The sequence below is a fragment of the Leptospira fainei serovar Hurstbridge str. BUT 6 genome (genome assembly GCF_000306235.2).
Classification (GTDB): domain Bacteria; phylum Spirochaetota; class Leptospiria; order Leptospirales; family Leptospiraceae; genus Leptospira_B; species Leptospira_B fainei.
The window spans coordinates 1,536,781-1,555,251 of the sequence record NZ_AKWZ02000010.1 but is presented as its reverse complement, the minus strand read 5'-3'; the positions used below and the strand labels follow the sequence as shown (position 1 = coordinate 1,555,251).

The following is an 18,471-nucleotide window of genomic DNA, read 5'->3' as shown; positions in this document are numbered from 1 at the left end:
TCCTTTTAAAAACTCCGTACTTTGCGTAATCTGTGAACGTATTTTTTATCATATTTTTCGCCTTTATTTTATTTCAAGGTAATATGCATGGCTCTCCTTTGCAAAGCGGGATATTCGAAATCTCCGCCAGCGAGGAGGAGAAGGAGGAAGTCACACCTTTAAAGGGGGATTGGCAGTTTGTTTACGGAAGCTTCATCGATCCGGAGCAAGCGGCGAATTTTACATCTTGGGGAACTCTTTCAATTCCGGAATCATGGCAGGGTAAAACCGTCGGAAACAAAATCCTTCCACGCGAAGGAATCGCAACTCTTCGATTAATTCTCCATTTCTCTCCGAACTCTTTCGGAAAAGATTATCAACTTTTTCTCCCGGATTTTGCCTCCGCGTATCGTCTCTACATCGACGGAAAATTGACGTACTCGTCCGGGTTACCAAGTACCGAAGCGAAGCAAGAAATTCCCCGTCTGAAACCTGTGTATATTCCGATTCGCCCACATTCGTCTTCCGTAGAAATCCTTTTGCAAGGTTCGAATTGGGTAAATAATTTCGGAGGATTTTGGCAAGTGCCGAAAATCGGAACCGCCTCTGCAATGGAACTTGAAAAAACGTTTGCTCAGTCAAGGGAGGCGTTTCTTTTCGGGGGTTTGCTTTTAATCGGTTTATATCATATAGGATTGTTCCTATTTCGACGCAAAGAATTGTCGATATTATATTTTGCGATCTTCTGTTTTCTTTTGTCGCTTCGAATTATCCTAGTAGGAAATAGGTTGCTCCTGGATATTCTGCCCGAATTCGCATGGGATTCCCTTTTCAGATTGGAATTTTTTTCGTTTTATACTGCAGTTCCGATATTTCTCCTATTTTTACATTCCCTATTTCCGTCGAATACGCATCGATCGGTCGTGATAAGCGCCATCGTTTTATCAGGGATTTATAATATTTCCTTATTATTTCCCGTTTCTTTCTTCACAAAGATAATCGATCCGTTCCAGATGGCAACGGCTTTCTGTATCGTATATACCATTATGGCCGCGGGTATTGCCGCGTACCGCGAGCAAGAGGATGCGATTCTTTTCTTAGGCGGATTTGTCGCCTTCGGAATAACCGTAGGTACGGATTTAGTTTGGGATCGATTGAATATTCGAGGAATGAATTTATCTCCGTACGGCTTACTGCTATTTACCCTTTGTCAATCCTTGGTTTTATCCCGAAGAATAGCAAGAGCATTCAGAAAGTCGGAAGAATTGACCGAAAACCTTCAGATTTCCAACAACGCGTTAAATATACTAAAGGATAATTTAGAAGCGTTGGTCCTCGAAAAGACATCCGAACTGAATCGTTCATTGGACCATATTCGTAAAGATTTATTGGTCGCACAAAGCATCCAAAAGAAACTATTCCCGGAAAATTCGGAAGCGTTCCGTGAAATAAGATATTCGGTAAAGTATCTTCCTAAAGACGAAGTGGGCGGCGATTTTTACGATTTATTCGAAATTTCTCCGGGGATTTTTCGCGTTTTCTTAGCGGACGCTACGGGTCATGGAGTACAAGCAGCGTTAGTCACGATGGCAATCAAGGCGGAATACGAAGGAATTAAATACGGAGCTAAGGACCCGGCTTTTTGCTTATATCTTCTGGATGATAAATTTCAAAGAAAATTCTCCTCCCTTGGAACCATTTTTTCTTCGTTTATCGTGGATATTTATACGAAGGAAGATCGAATCGTGTACGCCTCCGCAGGCCATCCCGATCAGGTTCTTCTAGTGTCATCCGAATTATTGCCTTTACGCCGTACAGGACCTATCATCGGACTCCGAAACAATAAAGGTTATGAAAATTCGGAGAGACCGTTTCGCTCCGGAGACAGGTTATTTCTATTTTCCGACGGAGTTTTTGAGCAATTTAATTCCTGGAGGGAAGCGTGGGGAGAACGTAGATTGCAACTTCGATTAACGGAACTCGCTACGAAACCTATAGAAACTATTCCCGATATCATTCTTCAAGATATTGAAGCTTGGTTAGGGCAAACACTTCCTCAGGACGATATCAGTCTAATCGCAGTCGAAAGGGTGTAGCATTTTCGAAAATAGAATAAATGGCTTTACGAAAAACGAAAGCGAAATTCTCCTTATGACGGCATTTGCCAACCGTCGATCGAATTAATCTCAAACAAACTTTAAGGATCCTTTCATGACAGTCGCCAAAACGGGTGCCCTACGCTTTATTCTCATCACTCTACTGATCGATTTCACCGGATTCGGGATTATAATTCCAGTGGTCCCAAAACTCATCGAACAATTAATCGGTGGAGATCTAAGTCAGGCCTCTCTTCACGGAGGTTGGCTGACATTCGCATACGCGTTTACACAATTTATTTTTGCACCTATTTTAGGCGGCCTAAGCGATCGTTTCGGAAGACGACCCGTTTTACTTGCCTCCCTCTTAGGATTAGGAATCGATTATGTATTTTTGGCTTTAGCTCCGAACATTTGGTGGTTGTTTATCGGGAGAATCATAGCGGGACTTACCGGAGCTAGTTTCAGTACTGCGACGGCTTATATTGCCGATATCAGCACGCCCGACAAACGTTCCCAAAATTTCGGCTTAATCGGAGCGGCCTTCGGAATCGGTTTCATTATCGGCCCCGTTATCGGAGGGATTTTTAGTAAGTTCGGGCCGAGAGCCCCGTTCTTAGTCGCAGCCGCATTATCTCTTTTGAATTGGATTTACGGATATTTCGTACTGCCCGAGTCTTTGTCGAAAGAAAACAGAAGAAAATTCGAATGGAAACGGGCAAACCCAATCGGCTCTCTGTTTCAAGTGAATAAACTCCCCGGAGCGCTATCAGGATTATTACTTTCCATCGCCCTTCTATTCATCGCAAACCATTCTTCCGAATCGACCTGGACATATTTTACGATGGAGAAATTCCAATGGAATGAGGAGTTGGTAGGATACTCGCTTGGAGTCGTAGGAATCACGATCGTATTCGTACAAGGCGTTTTGCTTAGGGTTATCATTCCTAAGTTAGGTCAAAAGAACGCAGCCTACTTGGGAATCTTTGTCCGAATTTTCGTCAGCATTCTATTTGCCATATCCACACAAGGGTGGATGATGTACGCGTTGTTGGTCCCGTTCGCATTCAGCTTTCTCGCGACACCGGCGATTCAAGGTTACGTTTCCAACCATATACCGGCTAACGCGCAGGGCGAGCTACAGGGAATGATGGGAAGTATTATGAGTCTCACTTCCATCATAGGTCCGGTCGTCATGACGAACCTCTTTTCTTATTTTACGAAATCCGATTCGATCTTTTATTTTCCGGGAGCTCCGTTTATCATGAGCTCTTGTCTGGCGGTCGTGAGCGGCATCATCTGCGTGGCATGCTTCCGGGCGGAAAAAAGAAGAATTACGACAAGCTAATTCGTTTATTATTTCTAAATGTTGCGAACCGGGTGGTTCGACCTATTTAGAAATTATTAATCTTCTTCGTCCTCTTCCAGTCCTAAATAAAATAGTGCCCAGAGAGTATCGAAAAGAATCTGCATCAGAAGAGCGAATCGCTCTTCTTGATCTTCGATCGATTTATAATCTTCCAGGAGAAAGAAAACGAACGGTTCCAGTATGCTTCTTTCTTCTTCGTCGGAAATCGCCTTCAAACTATCCAAACTAAAGCTTTCGTCTACGGGAATTTCATACAAAGCGAGTCGAGTATTCAAAATCCGAATAGCAACTCCGATAAGATCGGAATCCGCCATCGTCTGAATCCCTGCGTCCTTTAGGCCGGCTAAGATTCCGGAAATTGCCTCGTCAGTCACGGCTTCCGCGCGCTCTTCATCTTCTTCGTTATAAGCTTCCGAAATCGCGACTAAGATTTCCGTAGATTGATCTAGAACGTTTGAGAGAGCTTCGTCAAAACGATACTCGTCTTCTTCCGTTAGTTCTCTCGTAAATCCGGCATCCAAATCGTCATAAAAAGATTCGGGATCGTCCGCCTCGCATGCCGCCGACGCGAACGTTCTGACTACGAGCCAAAACGGAGATTTCTCATGACCGATGCGGCGAATTTCTCCAGCGTAACCGGCTACTGCATTCTGCCAAGCTTCGGGGGAATAACGGGCGATTTCCATAATAAAACTACCCTACCTAATTCTTCGCCCCCGTCGAGTCGGAAATTCGAATAAGCTTCAAGAATTCTTAATCGATAATCGGCATAAATGAAGCGATCAGTATTCTGCTTGCGCGGTACGTAATTTCACATACCTTCAATCAGCATGAATCAAATTCGAACAAACTTTGACCAGCCGCGGTTTAATAGGGAATCTAAAAGCGGGCATTATGAAAGTTGGTTTGTACGAGCCAATCACCCCCATCGCCCATTAGCCATCTGGATTCGATATACGATATTCTCCCCTAGACAGCCTCTTCAATCCGCATTAGGAGAACTTTGGGCGATTTATTTTGACGGGGAATCCAATTCACATTCGAGTTTCAAATCCGAATTTCCTATTCAAGAATGCGAATTTAATGCGGATCCGTTCATTGTCAGAATCGGAGCGTCTTATCTCACAAAAGAAAGAGCGATAGGGCAAGCCGATTCGAAAGATCGGTCCCAAAAAATAGAATGGGACTTATCATTGAGTGAAGGAAGTTCTCCAGTATTCTTATTTCCCGAAAAATACTACGAGTCGAACTTTCCGAAAGCGAAAGTCTTAGTGGGTCGGCCCTTAGCCGTATTTAACGGAGTTTTAAAATTGCAAGGTAAGGAACTCCCTATAGAGAATTGGAAAGGCTCTCATAATCATAATTGGGGAAGCAGACATACGGATCGGTATGCCTGGGGACAGGTTTGCGGATTCGACGGTGAACCCGATTCGTTCTTAGAATTAGCGACTGCAAAACTGAAATTAGGCCCTTTTTGGACTCCGGGAATTACTCCTATCGTTCTTCGATTTAGAAATCTTGAATATAAATTAAACGACCCGCTAAAGTCTCTTTTTAGAGCTTCCTATTCCTACTTCGATTGGAAATTCTCCGCTTCGTCTTCCGAAATTAAAATCGAAGGAAGGATTCACGCAAATCGATCCGACTTCGCTTGCTTACGATACAATAATCCTCCGGGTGGTTGGAAATACTGTTTGAATACGAAACTAGGCAGGGCCGAACTTTTTGTCACTAGGCGCGGAGAAACGTCTCCTTTACGACTTTTCTCCTCTCGCTCTGCCGCGTTCGAAATTTTGACTGACGACTCGTCCCATGGCCTCGCGCCGGAAGTTTAAGCTTCGCAGAATCTTCTGAGCTTTGATAAAACTTTGCAAGTACCTAGGCTAAAAAATTGGATTGACAGTTTAATTGGCTAAATATTTCTGAGAATCATCCTCATTATCAAAAAAAGGACAAATGAACTCCCCCTTTGCTCCATAAGGATTCGCTAACAGAAGGATACAATTCGGCGAAAAGAGCGGAATCTTTATATGTCTGCCATTCTCGATAAGGAAGGTTAAAGGTAAAATTTTCTTGACATTTTTTGAGATTGATTCTCATCTGCATTATCAGGCCGGTTCCCAGCGGAGTCCGGAGGGAGTCATCCCACAGTTCAACTCTGGCCCCGTTAGGTGACGCCTCTCGGGGATTTTTCCGGAGAAATTTGAAATTATTTTAGGAGCGAAATTTATGCGTCGGACAATTAACTCTGGGTTCCCGATTCTATTCATCGGAATTCTTTTATCCTGCACGAACGGAAAGAAAGGCGATTCTTCCATGGCCTTAGCCGCGATTTTAGGTAACCAGCCTTCCGCCTCGAGACAGCAAGTCGTGAGTCGCTACGCCGACTTGGCTTACGAATCTTATAATAAAAATTACCAAGACTTAACCGTTCTTCAAACTGCGGTAAATACCTTCGTGACGACTCCGAGCGCGGCAAACCTAATCGCCGCTAAGAGCGCTTGGATCAAAGCCAGGGCTTCCTACTTACTTACCGAAGCGTTTCGATTTGCCGGAGGGCCGATCGACGTGGCCAGCATCTCAAGCATCAGCTGGCAAGGTTGCGGGGCAGGAACTAATTATGTCGGCGATACGACTTATGCTTGCGAGAGTCTCATCAACTCATGGCCGTTAGACGAAATAGCAATCGATAATTATGTTCAGGGCGGAAACAACACGACGAGTTTTGCCTCGATTTTAGCTAGAAACGGAGATATTTCCATCGGATCACCCGGGAATACCGACGATACGACCATTATTCTAACGGGATGGCATGCGATCGAATACCTCCTCTGGGGACAGGATAATTCCGGAAGTCCTCAGACTTACAATCAAGTAGCGGGGCTTGCCGATTACACTTGCTTTACAGGTTCTCCGACCACTTGCAATAGCAATGGACAAGGCGGAAATAACGGCGGAACCGGAAGCAACCGCGGGAATTATCTAAAAACCGTCACAGACGCGTTAGTCGGTCATTTAAAATTAGTCAGGGACGCATGGGGAACTTCGAGCGCTCCGGGCCCGTATCGACAAGCGTTTCTAGCGGACCCGAACGCATCGCTCACTCAGGTATTTCGAGGGTTAGGAAAGTTTATCGCCGGGGAATGGGGAGGAGATCGGTTAAAAGGAATTTACGCTCATGATCAGGAAGACGAACACTCTTGCTTTAGCGACAATACTAAATCCGACTTTTACTACGACGCCCAAAGCGTTTTGAATCTTTGGAGCGGAAGTTATACATTAGTAAAAAATAATCCTTCCAGCACCGGACCGGGATTGTCCGCATTATTAGGAATCTTAGGTCAAGGAAATATAAACGCCGAAATCACACAAGCGAGAGACACATTCTGCGTCAACAACGTAGAGAGTATCGCCGATCCGAATTATACTTCTGCCTGCCCATCCGGATCAATAACCGGGCGCTATGACCAGATCATAATGAATGGATTCAACGGTTTTCCGGGATCTCAAAGCCCGGATTATCAAACTCTTCAGAACGCTCAAGTATTGATCGGCGACCGATTGAAGAAGGATTTTGTTACGGCTGCGACGGCTCTGGGAATTACGATCACAGACTTTACCAATAAGTGATATTTAACCGAACTGAAACAAAAGCATAACCTGATACTTAAAGAAAAAAAATGAACTGTAATTTTAAATCACTCCCTTCGGTCAAATCCGAGAAATTTTTACCTAAGCTGACCCGGCTTTCTACGGGAATCGCGGCCGTTATTCTGCTGCTTGTTCCGCCTTTCTGTTCCTGCAAACACGAATCGAAAAACAACGCAGCCGAAATGGCCTTTATTTTGTTGAATCTAAATCAGGACCCAGGCGAGGCATATTCCGGAGGTTGGACAACCGTATTTGACAATACGGTCAACGCGTTTAGCCTACCTGCTTTCAATCTTCGGATAGACGGTTCGACTCAATTCAACGCAGGGCACGCGTTCTTTAATACGAATTGGTCTCAAGAAGGAAATAGCGCTCTTTCCGGGAAAGGGCCCACGTTCAACGCAAGCTCCTGCCAAGCCTGCCACAAAAAAGATGGGAGAGGAGCTCCTCCGAATAACGGCGCTTCTCCTCCGACTTACGGGGGTTCTTTCGATATTGCCGTTAGTATGTTGTTGAGGTTGTCCAAAGACGGCGCTAACTCCACGACTGGAGGTCCGATTCCGACCGACAATTACGGGCTTCAATTGAATCAGCAAGGAATTTCAAGTTTTACAAATCTTCATCCCACGTCGCACACTGTGGCTGCAACTCCTGAAGAAGGACACGCATCCGTAACTTATAATTCTGTCGCCGCACCCGTTTGCGCGACCTGCTCAGGTACCACTTATACGGACGGAACTTCCGTTACACTTTCACAACCATCGTATTCGTTTTCCGGTTGGAATTTCGGAGATCCCACGAGCGCCGCGGGCGGATTCCATTATTCTCCTAGAGTAGCTCCGATGATTGCCGGATTAGGATTACTGGAAGCGATACCTGAAAGTACGATTCTATCCTGGGCGGATCCAAACGATGCGGACGGAGACGGAATTTCAGGAAAACCTAATTATGTTTGGGATACTGCCGCGGGAAAAAAAGCGTTAGGTCGTTTCGGTTGGAAAGCGAATCAACCTAGCTTGTCTCAGCAGAATCAGGATGCATTTCTCGGAGATATCGGCATAACAAGTCCTTTAAACCCTACGGATAATTGTCCGACGATTCAAACAATTTGTTTGGATGCCGCAAACGGATCGGGCGACCCGGAGATCACTTCCAGCATCGTTGATCCGATAAATTTTTACGGGCAACTCGTTGGTGCTCCCGGTCGACGATCCGTTAACGATACCCAAGTCGTACATGGAAAACAGTTGTTTATTTCCATCGGTTGTGCCTCTTGTCACAAGCCTTTAACGGTGACAGGCGTCGTACCCGATTTTCCGGAAAACTCATCCCAATACATAAAGCCTTATACGGACTTGCTTCTGCACGATATGGGATCCGGCTTAGCCGACGGACGATCCGACTTTGACGCGACCGGAAACGAATGGAGAACTCCGCCGCTTTGGGGGCTAGGTTTAATTCAAAATGTCAACGGACACCAAAGACTACTCCACGATGGAAGAGCCAACGGGCCGGAAGAGGCAATCTTATGGCACGGAGGAGAGGCGGCAGGCGCAAGATCGAATTTTCAACTGCTGTCCGCATCCGATAGAAACGATTTACTTAAATTCCTAAATTCACTTTAAAGCAGGGCAACAATGAAATATCATTCTAATTTCAATTCAACGGCCTCGACAATATTATTTGCGGGCTTCTCAACGTTCTGTTCATTTTCTTGCCAACCGAATAAAGGAACGGATATGACGACCGTCGCGTTCTTACTAGCTGCGCAACCGTCCTATACGGAATTCCTAACCTATTCGGGAAACAATCTTATCCTACCTACGCTGCAAGACCTGGAGAATAAGACTTTAAGTCTAACGACCTCGGCGCAAAACTATTGTTCGGATCCGACCAACGCAACTAAGCTCTCGAATCTGCAACAAGCTTGGAAAACCGCGAGAAGTTCATTAAAAAAATCTGAAGTTTTTTATTTCGGTCCTGCCGAAAACCCACCCGGATACTATTTCACTAATTTAGACGGATTCGAAAAATTACAGCGACCCAAATGGAACAATATCTCGGCAGTGCTTACCAATACTGCAAGCTTTCCCACTATAAATGAAAGTAACGTATTAACGTACAGTACGGTTCGCAGAGGCTTCGAAGCGTTAGAAATGTTGATCTTCAGTTCGGACGGGAATGACGCGAATATTTCAAGTTCCGCGAATATCCTTGCCGCGAACGGTTCTAATGCCGGTTATCAACGTAGATTGGATTATATTCAAGCCCTCGCGCAGGTTATCTATGATGATGCAAGAAATTTAAACAGCCAGTGGAAATCGACCGGCGGAAATTTTATCGGGAACTATGTCGGCGGTAGCGGTTATTTTCAATCCTCGAAAGAAGCTTTCGACACATACGTTACGAAAATTGCAAGCTTGGCGGAGGTAACGCGAGATCAAAAAACGGGAACCCCTGCCGGTTTAAGTTTAAGTTCCGCAGGCACAGCTCATTCGAACTTAACGGAAGCGATTTTTTCTAGAAACGCATACCAAGACTTGTTGGATAATGTTTACGGTATCGAATTTGCCTATGTCGGAAATACGGGGGATTCCCAAGCGAAGTCGCTTTCCGTAATGGTCCAAGCCCAAAATTCCTCCGTAGACGCGAATATCAAGAATGCGATTGCAGACTTAAAAACGACTTTGCAGGCAAAAACCGCCGGAGCCTCCGACCTGTACGCCGACATCGGCGCGGGGTCTTCCACAATTAACGCGCAAGTTTCCCCGCTTTGGATAAAATTGAAAACTCTGAGAACTCTTACCGGAACCGATTTACTTTCGGTGTTAGGAGTACCCGCTATGCCGTCTAATGCGGACGGAGATTAGCGATCATTTCGAATCGCTACTGAAAGAACAAACATAGTGATTTTCGTCATGATGACGACGTTAAATTATTCTTGCCAGCGAAGCGACTTCACTTTCTATTAACGGACTATGTACAGTTCCTTACACGCTCTCTTATCATTTACGAGCTGGACCTTGCTTTTAGGTTTCGGAATTATTCTATTTCGAGTAACCCTAGTGCTTACAGGAAAGAAGAAATCGAACGAGTTTCCTGCGTGGATCCAACACGGAAGCGACTTCTACTGGAGATTATATCGGGCCCATTTAAATTGTTTAGAGAATCTACCTATCTTTGCGGTTCTAGTTTTTGCAGGGGCAATATTGGATCCTAATCCGGCCATGTTTGATTTATTCGCATGGACCGCATTCGCATCTAGAATTCTCCAAACATCCGCACACCTAAGTGGGGGCGGCGAATGGCCCGTAAATATCCGATTTACAGGATTCTTACTTCAATACGCTTCTTTTGTTTCGATGCTCTACCTTCTTATACAGAGCCTACCATAGGCCTCGCTCGATTACATTAGATTCTTGTAAGACATGGAGATACAACTGTGCCGGCGCTACTGAGATTTTTCTCGTTACGCCGATATAAACGTAGTAGAAACGGGATCTACGCTTCGATATCCGAGAGATATGTTACAAAGTTCTTCTAAGGAAAAAATCATCTTGACCTTGATCGAAATTACGACTACATTCTGACTGGTTCGCTTATCAGATGGCTTCTAAATTCGATTATCTCAGACGCAACTTGTACGCTATGGCCGAATTATGTCTGGAGCAGATTTTAGTTTTTGGCGATGCGATCGAACAGGAAAATCCGGATCTAGCAAAGCAAGTGATAGAACGCGACGACTTGATTGATAGTTTAGAAAAACAGAATGATAACCTTTCGCAGAATGCGATTTTAGAGGCTGTTGCTAATCGTAATTTATTGGGAATGGACCAAGTAGACGGCGAAGTCGTGTTAAAGAAAGACCCGCTTCGATTTGCTCTGTCCGCAATCAGAATTAACCGCAATTTGGAAAGAATGGGGGACCAGATCGTAAACTGCGCTACGTGCTACAGAAGAGGATTGCTACCGAAGGGATTTTTTCGTCAGGAGGAAATCCTTGATAAAATGCTCTCCCGAGTCGTAACTCTTGTCGGAATGGCAGTAGAATCTCTTGTCGAGGAAAAGAACCGATTCTATGGTTCGGTTCATACTGTCGAAGAAGAATTGAACAACCTTTGTAACGGCGCCTTTCTAAAATTCGTGATGGACCCTAGGCTGGACAAAAACCAATTCGCCGATTTATACAGAATAATCTTAGGAATCGAACGAGCCGGCGACTATGCGGTAAACATCGCCGAAGAGCTCGTGCGCCTTAACACCGGAATGGATATACGTCATCTATCCGATCCGGTCCAGGTCACCGAGAAAGTAAAAACACCGTCGTAAAAAAGTAATCCCTTCTCCGCAAATTTCTCCTTTTTTCCCTAATAGAAATCGACTTATTCCTGTTGACGAATACCGAAACCGGGGCTCGATGTTCATATAAATTGATCCTTTCTTAACGCGGGCTTACTTATCGGTAAGTCCGTTTTACGAAACTTAACATTTATTTAAACTACTATGAATGAAAAAAAGAAAATCCCGTCCTTATATGAATGGGCCGGCGGATTGCCGGCTTTCGAGAAACTAACGAAACTTTTCTATCAGAAAGTTTTACAGGATGATTTATTAGAGCCCGTCTTTAAGCATATGTCTCCGGAGCACCAACAGAGAGTGGCGCATTTTATCGCCGAAGTTTTCGGAGGTCCAAAAATTTACAGTTCGAAAGAGGGAAGTCATTACGAAATGATTCAAAAGCATCTTTCGAAGCGTTTAACGGAAGATCAAAGAAAGCAATGGATACGATTGCTCTTAGAAACCGCAGACGAGATTGATCTTCCCAGCGATCCCGAATTTAGATCTGCGTTCGTCGCTTATATAGAATGGGGAACAAGAATCGCGGTAAATAACTCGAACACCGACGAACTGCTTATGAATCCGAACGAGCCGATGCCGAAATGGGGATGGGGAGAACCTGGCGGCCCTTATTTACCGGAGTAAAATGTATACTGCTCGTTCCATAAAGCCCGCAATCATGTTCCACTATGCCTGGAAAATGCTTTTAATTTATGCCTCCATCTCCGGCTCCGTTTACTTACTAGTGAAATGCTTCGGATTCGAAACTGCCGGTCTTCCTTTCTTGCCGATCAGTCTGATCGGAATGGTCGTAGCGTTTTTCCTAGGATTCAAGAATAACTCCTCCTACGATCGTCTCTGGGAAGCGCAACAGACATGGGGCCGAATCGTAAATAACAGTCGCAACTGGGCTTCGACGGTTTTGCATCACATACGCAATCAGCTTCCCGAAAATTCCTCGCAGGAAGCCGAGCTCCATCTAATCAGGAAAGAGCTGGTCTATCGGCAAATTGCTTTTACGAACGCATTGCGATACCAATTACGGATGTCTAATACGCGTAGCAAGACGGATACCTCGCGAAAGCTTGTCACGCAATCGCATCTTGAAACGAAAAAGAGTATGAGGGACGAATTAATCCCCTTTTTAGATGAATCTGAAATTTCATTCCTTGAAACAAAAACGAACGTAGCCGCGCATATACTGAACCGGCAATACGCCCGATTAACGGAACTGAATGATTTAGGAATTTTAGAAACGACGGCGAAATTCGAGATGGCCCAAGTAATCACGGAGAACTACCGATGCCAAGGAGAATGTGAAAGTATTAAATTATTTCCGTTACCTCGACAATATTCGTATTTTAGTAAAGTATTCGTCTGGATTTTTATACTTCTGCTTCCGTTCGGCCTTTTGAGTGAATTTGAAAAAGCGAGTGATACCGTTGTATGGCTTATGATTCCCTCGCATATTCTCATTTCCTGGGTTTTTATGGTGACCGAACAGATCGGCGATGATAGTGAAAATCCTTTTGAAAACGCTATTAACGATATCCCTATGACGGCGATCTGTAGAAATATTGAAATTGACTTACGCGAATTTTTGGGTGAAACTGAATTACCTTCGAAATTAGAACCGGTAAATAATATTTTGCTGTGAGATCGAATTTTCGGCGGGATGTTCTCGTTTAAAAATATATTTTAAATAGATAATATACTGCTTCGGTAAATCGGATTTTTTTAGGAAGCGCGGAATTTATCCAAGATAATTTAAAAGCAAGAGGCTGATCCCTATGGACACGATAAAAGGCAAAAGTGTAACTATCTTTTTCGACGGGAAAAAATGCATCCACTCTCGTAATTGTGTATTGAGTCGACCCGACGTATTCGTTCCTAACGTCGATGGAGATTGGATTTACCCCGATCGAGCCTCGGAGGAGGAAATCAAACAATTGGCCCTCAATTGTCCTTCGGGAGCGATTAAATTCGAAACAAATTCAAGTACATCCGAAACCGCGCCTATCGTAAATGTAGTTCGCGTTCGTGAAAACGGGCCGCTCGCATTTAACGCCGATATGGATATTGTCGGACATGGATTGGAGTTTAGAGCCACTCTTTGCCGATGCGGAGCGTCTAAGAATAAACCGTTCTGCGATAGCAGTCATACTACCATCCAATTCATGGCGACCGGAGAACCCGCCGCTGCGTTAGAGCCGAAAACGCTTGTCACCCGAAATGGTAAGCTATTGATCACTCCTACTAAAAATGGTCCTTTGAAAATACAAGGAAATCTTGAAATTTGCACCGGCACGGGTCATATGATCGATCGTATCGAAGAAGCATACTTGTGTAGATGCGGCGGCTCTTCCAATAAGCCGTATTGCGACGGAACGCATAAGAAAATTAAATTTTTGTCGGAGTAATTAATTTTCCGAGTTCAGCGAAGTCCCATAAATCAATGCAGTCTATATATGGATTGCATCCGACTCGCAATCACGATAACGATTTAAAGAGAAATCAAACTTTTTCATATTGCAAACACGGTCAGAGTCATGATTGAGCTAAATAATAAAACCTTTACTTGTCCGGTAGACGTATCTCTCAGTTTTTTCACCGGAAAATGGAAGATATTGATACTATCTCATCTCTATCACTTCAAACATAAAAGTTACAAAGATATAAAGATCAACTTGCCGGGAATTTCGGAAAAAGTCTTGGTTCAACAATTAAAGGAATTGGAAGGAAACAAACTTTTAAATCGAGATGTTATTTCCGAAAGACCGTTACGGGTGGAGTATTCTCTGACCGACTTCGGCCGATCGTTGGCGCCGTTATTCGAATTTTTAAGCGAATGGGGAATCGATTACTTAAAGAAAAACGGAATCGATTATATCCAGGATCAACATCTCTATAAATAAGCCGACATTGATCGAAGTTTGACCGACTTAGGGTATTTTCTCCCCTTCTTCCAGATAGCTTGCAAGTTCTTCTTTCAATCCGAGAGGCAATTGAAGCCCGGAACTCTCGATTCTTTCATTGTATTTGTTAAACGAAAAACGATGTCTCGACGTGCCTAGATATGATTGTAAAGCTTCCGAGCCCCACTCTAAGATTTCCTTAATATACTCTTCGTTTTCTTCCAATTTTTCGCAATACGGGATAAAGAGCGGCCTATTGACGGGGCGACCTATCGTTCTATAAAAGAGAAGTCGTCGTAAAACCTCGTGTTCCTTTAAATGTCCCGATTCAAGAGCTTTTTCCACCATTCTCAAATTGATACAATCCAAGAACTCCACTTTTAGATTTTCGTCTTTTAAGCGTTTACGAAGACTCGTTTTAATCTCTTCCGCTTCGTATAAAAAGTTGGGGCAATATTCCGGACATTCGTCCTTATGAAGATCGCAATAATGTAGAAGAATACAATCGACATCCGAAGACGGCTCAACGATGCCAAAATTGATCGAACCAAGGATCTCCACACCCGTTCGAAATCCTTTATCTTCCAGCTCCTTCAACGCGATCCGAAAAGCCTGCATCCGTTTCAGGGCTTCCTTAGTATCGTAGTTCCGATACTTATTTTTGAGCGCGATATACTTTTCGATCAAATAAGTCATTGCATGAGATCTTTTAAATAACGGTTCATAGCGAGGAGTACTACCTCCGGGATTTCATGTCCACCAGGAAACGCCAACAACTCTCCCTCCCAGCCCGCTTCTTTTAATAAAGTTTCCAGTTTCTTTGCCGCAGGGTAACCTAGGACGGGGTCCATTCGACCATGGCTTTGAAAAAAAGGATAACCTGGAGTCTTTTTGGCTAACCGAGACCATTCCGGTTCATCGATTAGAGTGCCGGAAAGTATAACTAAGCCTTTCGGTTTTGTTTCGGCTCGGAGAGTGATATCGGTCGCGAGCATCGAACCTTGACTAAACCCTCCTATAACGATTCGATCCATCGGAACATTCAGAGCCTCGATCATTTGCACGGCCTTTTCTCTCGCTTCAGCCAACCCTTGCGGATAACGATCCGAAAAATCACGATACCCCCCGGCCATCATTGCCCGTTGCAACGCTTCCATATCGATCGGAAACCAGGCCCTTCCGTTATAGCCTGGCATTAAGGGAATTTCCAGGATACCGTCCGGAAAAATAAAATTCGTTCCTATAGGAACATCCATATAAGAGTAAAGCGGAAGAAGATCGTAAGCGTTCGCACCATAACCGTGAAAGAAAATCACGTACGGACCGTTTGGATCGCCTTTGATCCGAGCCGCCTTCAGAGGACCGATCTGTTCTAACGGAATATTGAGAGACATCTTTTCCGTTTTGAACGATACACTCCGTGATGGCAATAGGTTTTAAACGTTCAAAAATATAAGTGAATAGAGTTACGACAAATCTATTAGCGAATCGGGAGTTTCTTTCCATTCATTCATTTTGAAAAACGAATCGAAATAATCCACACCGATAAAGATGAATGAATGCGAACAAATGTTCAAATCGACCGAACAGCGTTTTATCGAAAAATTAGAATTGGAATTTTCCTTGTCGGCAGGACGGTATAAAATGAAGTTTAGCCAGAACAATCGTTCTATTAAGAAAGAAAAACGGTTTCATAACCTTTCCGGGAACGGATCTAATTCGAAACTATTAAGAGGAATCCAATAATGGCAAAACAATTCGAAGGCAAAGTCGCATTAATTACCGGAGCTGCTTCTCCAAGAGGATTAGGAAGAGCGATTGCAAATACGATCGCGAAAGAAGGCGGAGATATCGTTGTCGCCGATTTAAATAAGGAGCATATAGAGCAAGCTGCCGCTGAGATCGCTAAAGAATTCGGGGTAAAAGCGATCGGAGTCGCTGCAAACGTTACCAAACCGGAAGATTGCGATGCAGTCATCGCGGCCGTGAAAGACAAATTCGGCAAATTGGACTTCTTAGTAAATAATGCCGGAGTTTTAAAAGACAATTTATTCATTCGTATGACTGAGCAAGAATTCGATTTCGTCATGGACGTAAATGCAAAAGGCGTTTTCCTTATGACTAAGTCCGCTTCAAAATTGCTTCTGAAAGCGCCTTCAGCGAGGATCGTAAATATTTCTTCATTGTCAGGCCTAACCGGACAACCCGGCCAAGCAAACTATTCCTCTTCTAAGGCCGCCGTTATTGCATTAACGAAAGTCGCTGCAAGAGAATTCTCCGGTCGCGGTGTATTGGTAAATGCGGTATGCCCCGGCTATGTTCAAACGGATATGACATCCTCCCTTTCCGAAGAGGTTCAAAAGAAACTAACGGACCCTTCGTTCATTCCGTTAAAGAGGCCGGGAACGCAGCAAGAAATCGCGAACGCGGTAGAATTCTTCCTGTCGGATAAGGCGTCGTACATCACCGGAACGTATCTCCGTGTGGACGGCGGCGCAGGGATAGGTTTATAATCGCATGAGAGAAGTCGCGATCGTAGGAGCATACGAGACGCTCCATGGAAATCATAAAGACAGAACGCTTAGGGATTTGGTAACCGAAGCGGGCAACGGAGCCATTAAGGACTCGGGAATCGATCGGAAGGAAATTCAAGCCGTCTATGTGGGAAATTATGCGGGTAATGAATTCAACTCTCAGAATACGATGGGTTCTTACGCAGCCAACTTACTAGGATTAGGCGATAGGCCGGCGATAAGAACCGAAGGCGCTTGTGCTTCCGGTGGAATCGCAATGAGGCAGGGATTTCTTGCGGTCGCGTCGGGGTTGTACGATACCGTTCTAGTTTTGGGAGTAGAAAAGATGAACGGCCTGGACCCTGAAACTACTATGGAAATCGTCGCGCGTGGACAGGACCAAGACGTGGAAGGCGGATACTGTATTTCGGGGCCGTCGGGTTTTGCACTCAATGCGACCCGACACATGCACGAATTCGGTACGACTAAGGAAATGTTATCAAAGGTCGCAGAAAAAAATTACTTTCACGGGAGCTTAAACCCTTTCGCTCATAAACAAAAAGAAATTTCGTTTAATAATATCATGAGAGCGAGAATGGTCACAACTCCATTCGGGTTTCATGATGTCTCCTTAGTGACGGACGCGTCCGCCGCCGTAATTATTACGACAAAAGAAAAAGCGAAATCGTTGAGAAAGGATTACATTTTAGTAAAAGGATCAGGAATCGGCGGAGATTACTTTAATGTGGCTTTAAAGAAAGATTCGGTAAGTTTTCCGGCCTCGCTTCAAGCCGCTGCAGAGGCGTTCAAGATGTCGGGTTTGGAAAGAAAAGATATCGATGTTCTGGAATGCCATGACTGTTTTACGATCACCGAGATCATCAATATAGAGGATCTGGGCTTCGTGGAAAAGGGAAAAGGCGGTCCGTTTACTATGGATGGACATACTCGTCTTGGCGGAAAATTACCGGTCAATACTTCCGGCGGCTTGAAAGCAAAGGGCCATCCTGTCGGCGCCACCGGAGTCGGACAAGTCGTAGAAATGACATTCCAATTAAGGAACCAAGCCGAAAAACGGCAGGTCGCAAATGCGCGAACCGCACTCACTCACGTTTTGGGCGGTCCTGGCGCCGTCAGTATTGTGCATATTCTGCAGAGAGGCGAGTAGAAATGGAGACTATAGAACTAAACGTACTCAAAGGAAAGAAATGTACTTCTTGCGGATTTGAAATGACTGAACCGGCAGTCGCTTGCACTCGCTGCGGAAGTGATTCCTTACAGGAAAAAGTCTTTAGCGGAAAGGGAAAAATCTACACCTACACGGTCGTTCATGTAGGTTTCGGTCATCTAGCTTCGCGAGCTCCGTATGTCCTTGCCGTCATCGATCTAGAGGAAGGCGCAAAAACGATGTGCATCTTGGAAGGTCAATCGGAAGGAAAACCCGTCACAGAATCCGTTACGATCGATATGCCTGTCATATTCGATAGGATGGAACCAAAAACAGGATCCATCTTTAAACCTATCCAATGAACCAATGCTACCGGATTCGATAAAGGAATGCGGTCGCAAATTTCTTTGAGATCGTTCTTCCGCCTTGGAAAATTATTTTC

The 18,471-nt window shown here is 44.5% G+C and carries 18 protein-coding genes; 15 read left to right on the top strand and 3 right to left on the bottom strand.

Annotated elements, in window-relative coordinates:
* The first annotated feature begins 32 nt into the window (after positions 1-32).
* Together LEP1GSC058_RS16405 and LEP1GSC058_RS16400 are read left to right on the top strand one after the other, a co-directional pair.
* Positions 33-2,075, top strand: coding sequence for a PP2C family protein-serine/threonine phosphatase (locus tag LEP1GSC058_RS16405; protein WP_016550102.1), 2,043 nt, complete (start codon positions 33-35; stop codon positions 2,073-2,075).
* A gap of 115 nt (positions 2,076-2,190) precedes the next feature.
* Positions 2,191-3,423: a TCR/Tet family MFS transporter gene (locus LEP1GSC058_RS16400; RefSeq protein ID WP_016550545.1), complete on the top strand. Its 1,233-nt coding sequence runs from the start codon at positions 2,191-2,193 to the stop codon at positions 3,421-3,423.
* Positions 3,424-3,479: 56 nt separating this feature from the next.
* On the opposite strand, the gene LEP1GSC058_RS16395 is transcribed toward LEP1GSC058_RS16400, so the two are convergent.
* The gene (locus LEP1GSC058_RS16395) at positions 3,480-4,130 is read right to left on the bottom strand and encodes a hypothetical protein (RefSeq protein ID WP_016549779.1); all 651 of its coding nucleotides are present in this window, start codon (positions 4,128-4,130) and stop codon (positions 3,480-3,482) included.
* Between the two features lie 144 nt (positions 4,131-4,274).
* On the opposite strand from LEP1GSC058_RS16395, the gene LEP1GSC058_RS16390 reads away from it, so the two are divergent.
* From LEP1GSC058_RS16390 to LEP1GSC058_RS16345, 10 genes are all read left to right on the top strand, one after another.
* Positions 4,275-5,279 (top strand): hypothetical protein, encoded by a 1,005-nt coding sequence (locus LEP1GSC058_RS16390; protein ID WP_016550361.1) that lies wholly within the window; start codon positions 4,275-4,277, stop codon positions 5,277-5,279.
* Positions 5,280-5,673: 394 nt separating this feature from the next.
* Positions 5,674-7,074 carry an imelysin family protein gene (locus LEP1GSC058_RS16385; RefSeq protein ID WP_016550561.1) on the top strand — a complete coding sequence of 467 codons (1,401 nt, stop codon included), beginning with the start codon at positions 5,674-5,676 and terminating at the stop codon, positions 7,072-7,074.
* A gap of 50 nt (positions 7,075-7,124) precedes the next feature.
* Entirely contained in the window at positions 7,125-8,720 is a 1,596-nt protein-coding gene (locus LEP1GSC058_RS16380) for a di-heme oxidoreductase family protein (protein ID WP_016550411.1), read from the top strand.
* Between the two features lie 114 nt (positions 8,721-8,834).
* On the top strand, positions 8,835-9,965 hold the full coding sequence (locus LEP1GSC058_RS16375) for an imelysin family protein (protein WP_016550942.1): 1,131 nt from the start codon (positions 8,835-8,837) through the stop codon (positions 9,963-9,965).
* A 108-nt stretch (positions 9,966-10,073) separates the two neighbouring features.
* The gene (locus tag LEP1GSC058_RS16370; protein WP_039948474.1) at positions 10,074-10,490 is read left to right on the top strand and encodes an MAPEG family protein; all 417 of its coding nucleotides are present in this window, start codon (positions 10,074-10,076) and stop codon (positions 10,488-10,490) included.
* Positions 10,491-10,701: 211 nt separating this feature from the next.
* On the top strand, positions 10,702-11,424 hold the full coding sequence (locus LEP1GSC058_RS16365; protein ID WP_039948472.1) for a phosphate signaling complex PhoU family protein: 723 nt from the start codon (positions 10,702-10,704) through the stop codon (positions 11,422-11,424).
* Between the two features lie 174 nt (positions 11,425-11,598).
* On the top strand, positions 11,599-12,078 hold the full coding sequence (locus LEP1GSC058_RS16360) for a group II truncated hemoglobin (protein WP_016550591.1): 480 nt from the start codon (positions 11,599-11,601) through the stop codon (positions 12,076-12,078).
* A gap of 1 nt (position 12,079) precedes the next feature.
* On the top strand, positions 12,080-13,090 hold the full coding sequence (locus LEP1GSC058_RS16355; RefSeq protein WP_016549605.1) for a bestrophin family protein: 1,011 nt from the start codon (positions 12,080-12,082) through the stop codon (positions 13,088-13,090).
* A gap of 133 nt (positions 13,091-13,223) precedes the next feature.
* On the top strand, positions 13,224-13,853 hold the full coding sequence (locus LEP1GSC058_RS16350) for a CDGSH iron-sulfur domain-containing protein (protein WP_039948470.1): 630 nt from the start codon (positions 13,224-13,226) through the stop codon (positions 13,851-13,853).
* 129 nt (positions 13,854-13,982) lie between these two features.
* A complete protein-coding gene (locus LEP1GSC058_RS16345; RefSeq protein ID WP_039948468.1) occupies positions 13,983-14,348 on the top strand; it encodes a winged helix-turn-helix transcriptional regulator in 366 nt (121 codons plus the stop codon).
* A 27-nt stretch (positions 14,349-14,375) separates the two neighbouring features.
* On the opposite strand, the gene LEP1GSC058_RS16340 is transcribed toward LEP1GSC058_RS16345, so the two are convergent.
* Entirely contained in the window at positions 14,376-15,044 is a 669-nt protein-coding gene (locus tag LEP1GSC058_RS16340) for a hypothetical protein (RefSeq protein WP_016550569.1), read from the bottom strand.
* On the bottom strand, positions 15,041-15,742 hold the full coding sequence (locus tag LEP1GSC058_RS16335) for an alpha/beta hydrolase (protein ID WP_016550094.1): 702 nt from the start codon (positions 15,740-15,742) through the stop codon (positions 15,041-15,043). The genes LEP1GSC058_RS16340 and LEP1GSC058_RS16335 overlap by 4 nt, the downstream gene beginning before the upstream one ends.
* 351 nt (positions 15,743-16,093) lie before the next feature.
* Here LEP1GSC058_RS16335 and LEP1GSC058_RS16325 point away from each other — a divergent pair, with 351 nt between their 5' ends.
* The 3 genes from LEP1GSC058_RS16325 to LEP1GSC058_RS16315 are packed head-to-tail and all read left to right on the top strand — an operon-like array spanning position 16,094 to position 18,391.
* A complete protein-coding gene (locus LEP1GSC058_RS16325; RefSeq protein ID WP_010571944.1) occupies positions 16,094-16,861 on the top strand; it encodes a glucose 1-dehydrogenase in 768 nt (255 codons plus the stop codon).
* A gap of 4 nt (positions 16,862-16,865) precedes the next feature.
* Complete coding sequence (locus LEP1GSC058_RS16320; RefSeq protein ID WP_016549550.1) at positions 16,866-18,029, top strand: thiolase domain-containing protein; 1,164 nt, start codon at positions 16,866-16,868, stop codon at positions 18,027-18,029.
* A gap of 2 nt (positions 18,030-18,031) precedes the next feature.
* Complete coding sequence (locus tag LEP1GSC058_RS16315; protein WP_016550321.1) at positions 18,032-18,391, top strand: Zn-ribbon domain-containing OB-fold protein; 360 nt, start codon at positions 18,032-18,034, stop codon at positions 18,389-18,391.
* Positions 18,392-18,471: the final 80 nt, after the last annotated feature.

Coding starts and splice junctions, on each gene's coding strand:
- LEP1GSC058_RS16365 (WP_039948472.1), top strand. CDS start 10,702: ATGGCTTCTAAATTCGATTATCTCAGACGCAACTTGTACGCTATGGCC.
- LEP1GSC058_RS16375 (WP_016550942.1), top strand. CDS start 8,835: ATGACGACCGTCGCGTTCTTACTAGCTGCGCAACCGTCCTATACGGAA.
- LEP1GSC058_RS16320 (WP_016549550.1), top strand. CDS start 16,866: ATGAGAGAAGTCGCGATCGTAGGAGCATACGAGACGCTCCATGGAAAT.
- LEP1GSC058_RS16315 (WP_016550321.1), top strand. CDS start 18,032: ATGGAGACTATAGAACTAAACGTACTCAAAGGAAAGAAATGTACTTCT.
- LEP1GSC058_RS16355 (WP_016549605.1), top strand. CDS start 12,080: ATGTATACTGCTCGTTCCATAAAGCCCGCAATCATGTTCCACTATGCC.
- LEP1GSC058_RS16340 (WP_016550569.1), bottom strand. CDS start 15,044: ATGACTTATTTGATCGAAAAGTATATCGCGCTCAAAAATAAGTATCGG.
- LEP1GSC058_RS16325 (WP_010571944.1), top strand. CDS start 16,094: ATGGCAAAACAATTCGAAGGCAAAGTCGCATTAATTACCGGAGCTGCT.
- LEP1GSC058_RS16360 (WP_016550591.1), top strand. CDS start 11,599: ATGAATGAAAAAAAGAAAATCCCGTCCTTATATGAATGGGCCGGCGGA.
- LEP1GSC058_RS16380 (WP_016550411.1), top strand. CDS start 7,125: ATGAACTGTAATTTTAAATCACTCCCTTCGGTCAAATCCGAGAAATTT.
- LEP1GSC058_RS16390 (WP_016550361.1), top strand. CDS start 4,275: ATGAATCAAATTCGAACAAACTTTGACCAGCCGCGGTTTAATAGGGAA.
- LEP1GSC058_RS16350 (WP_039948470.1), top strand. CDS start 13,224: ATGGACACGATAAAAGGCAAAAGTGTAACTATCTTTTTCGACGGGAAA.
- LEP1GSC058_RS16345 (WP_039948468.1), top strand. CDS start 13,983: ATGATTGAGCTAAATAATAAAACCTTTACTTGTCCGGTAGACGTATCT.
- LEP1GSC058_RS16400 (WP_016550545.1), top strand. CDS start 2,191: ATGACAGTCGCCAAAACGGGTGCCCTACGCTTTATTCTCATCACTCTA.
- LEP1GSC058_RS16395 (WP_016549779.1), bottom strand. CDS start 4,130: ATGGAAATCGCCCGTTATTCCCCCGAAGCTTGGCAGAATGCAGTAGCC.
- LEP1GSC058_RS16385 (WP_016550561.1), top strand. CDS start 5,674: ATGCGTCGGACAATTAACTCTGGGTTCCCGATTCTATTCATCGGAATT.
- LEP1GSC058_RS16335 (WP_016550094.1), bottom strand. CDS start 15,742: ATGTCTCTCAATATTCCGTTAGAACAGATCGGTCCTCTGAAGGCGGCT.
- LEP1GSC058_RS16370 (WP_039948474.1), top strand. CDS start 10,074: ATGTACAGTTCCTTACACGCTCTCTTATCATTTACGAGCTGGACCTTG.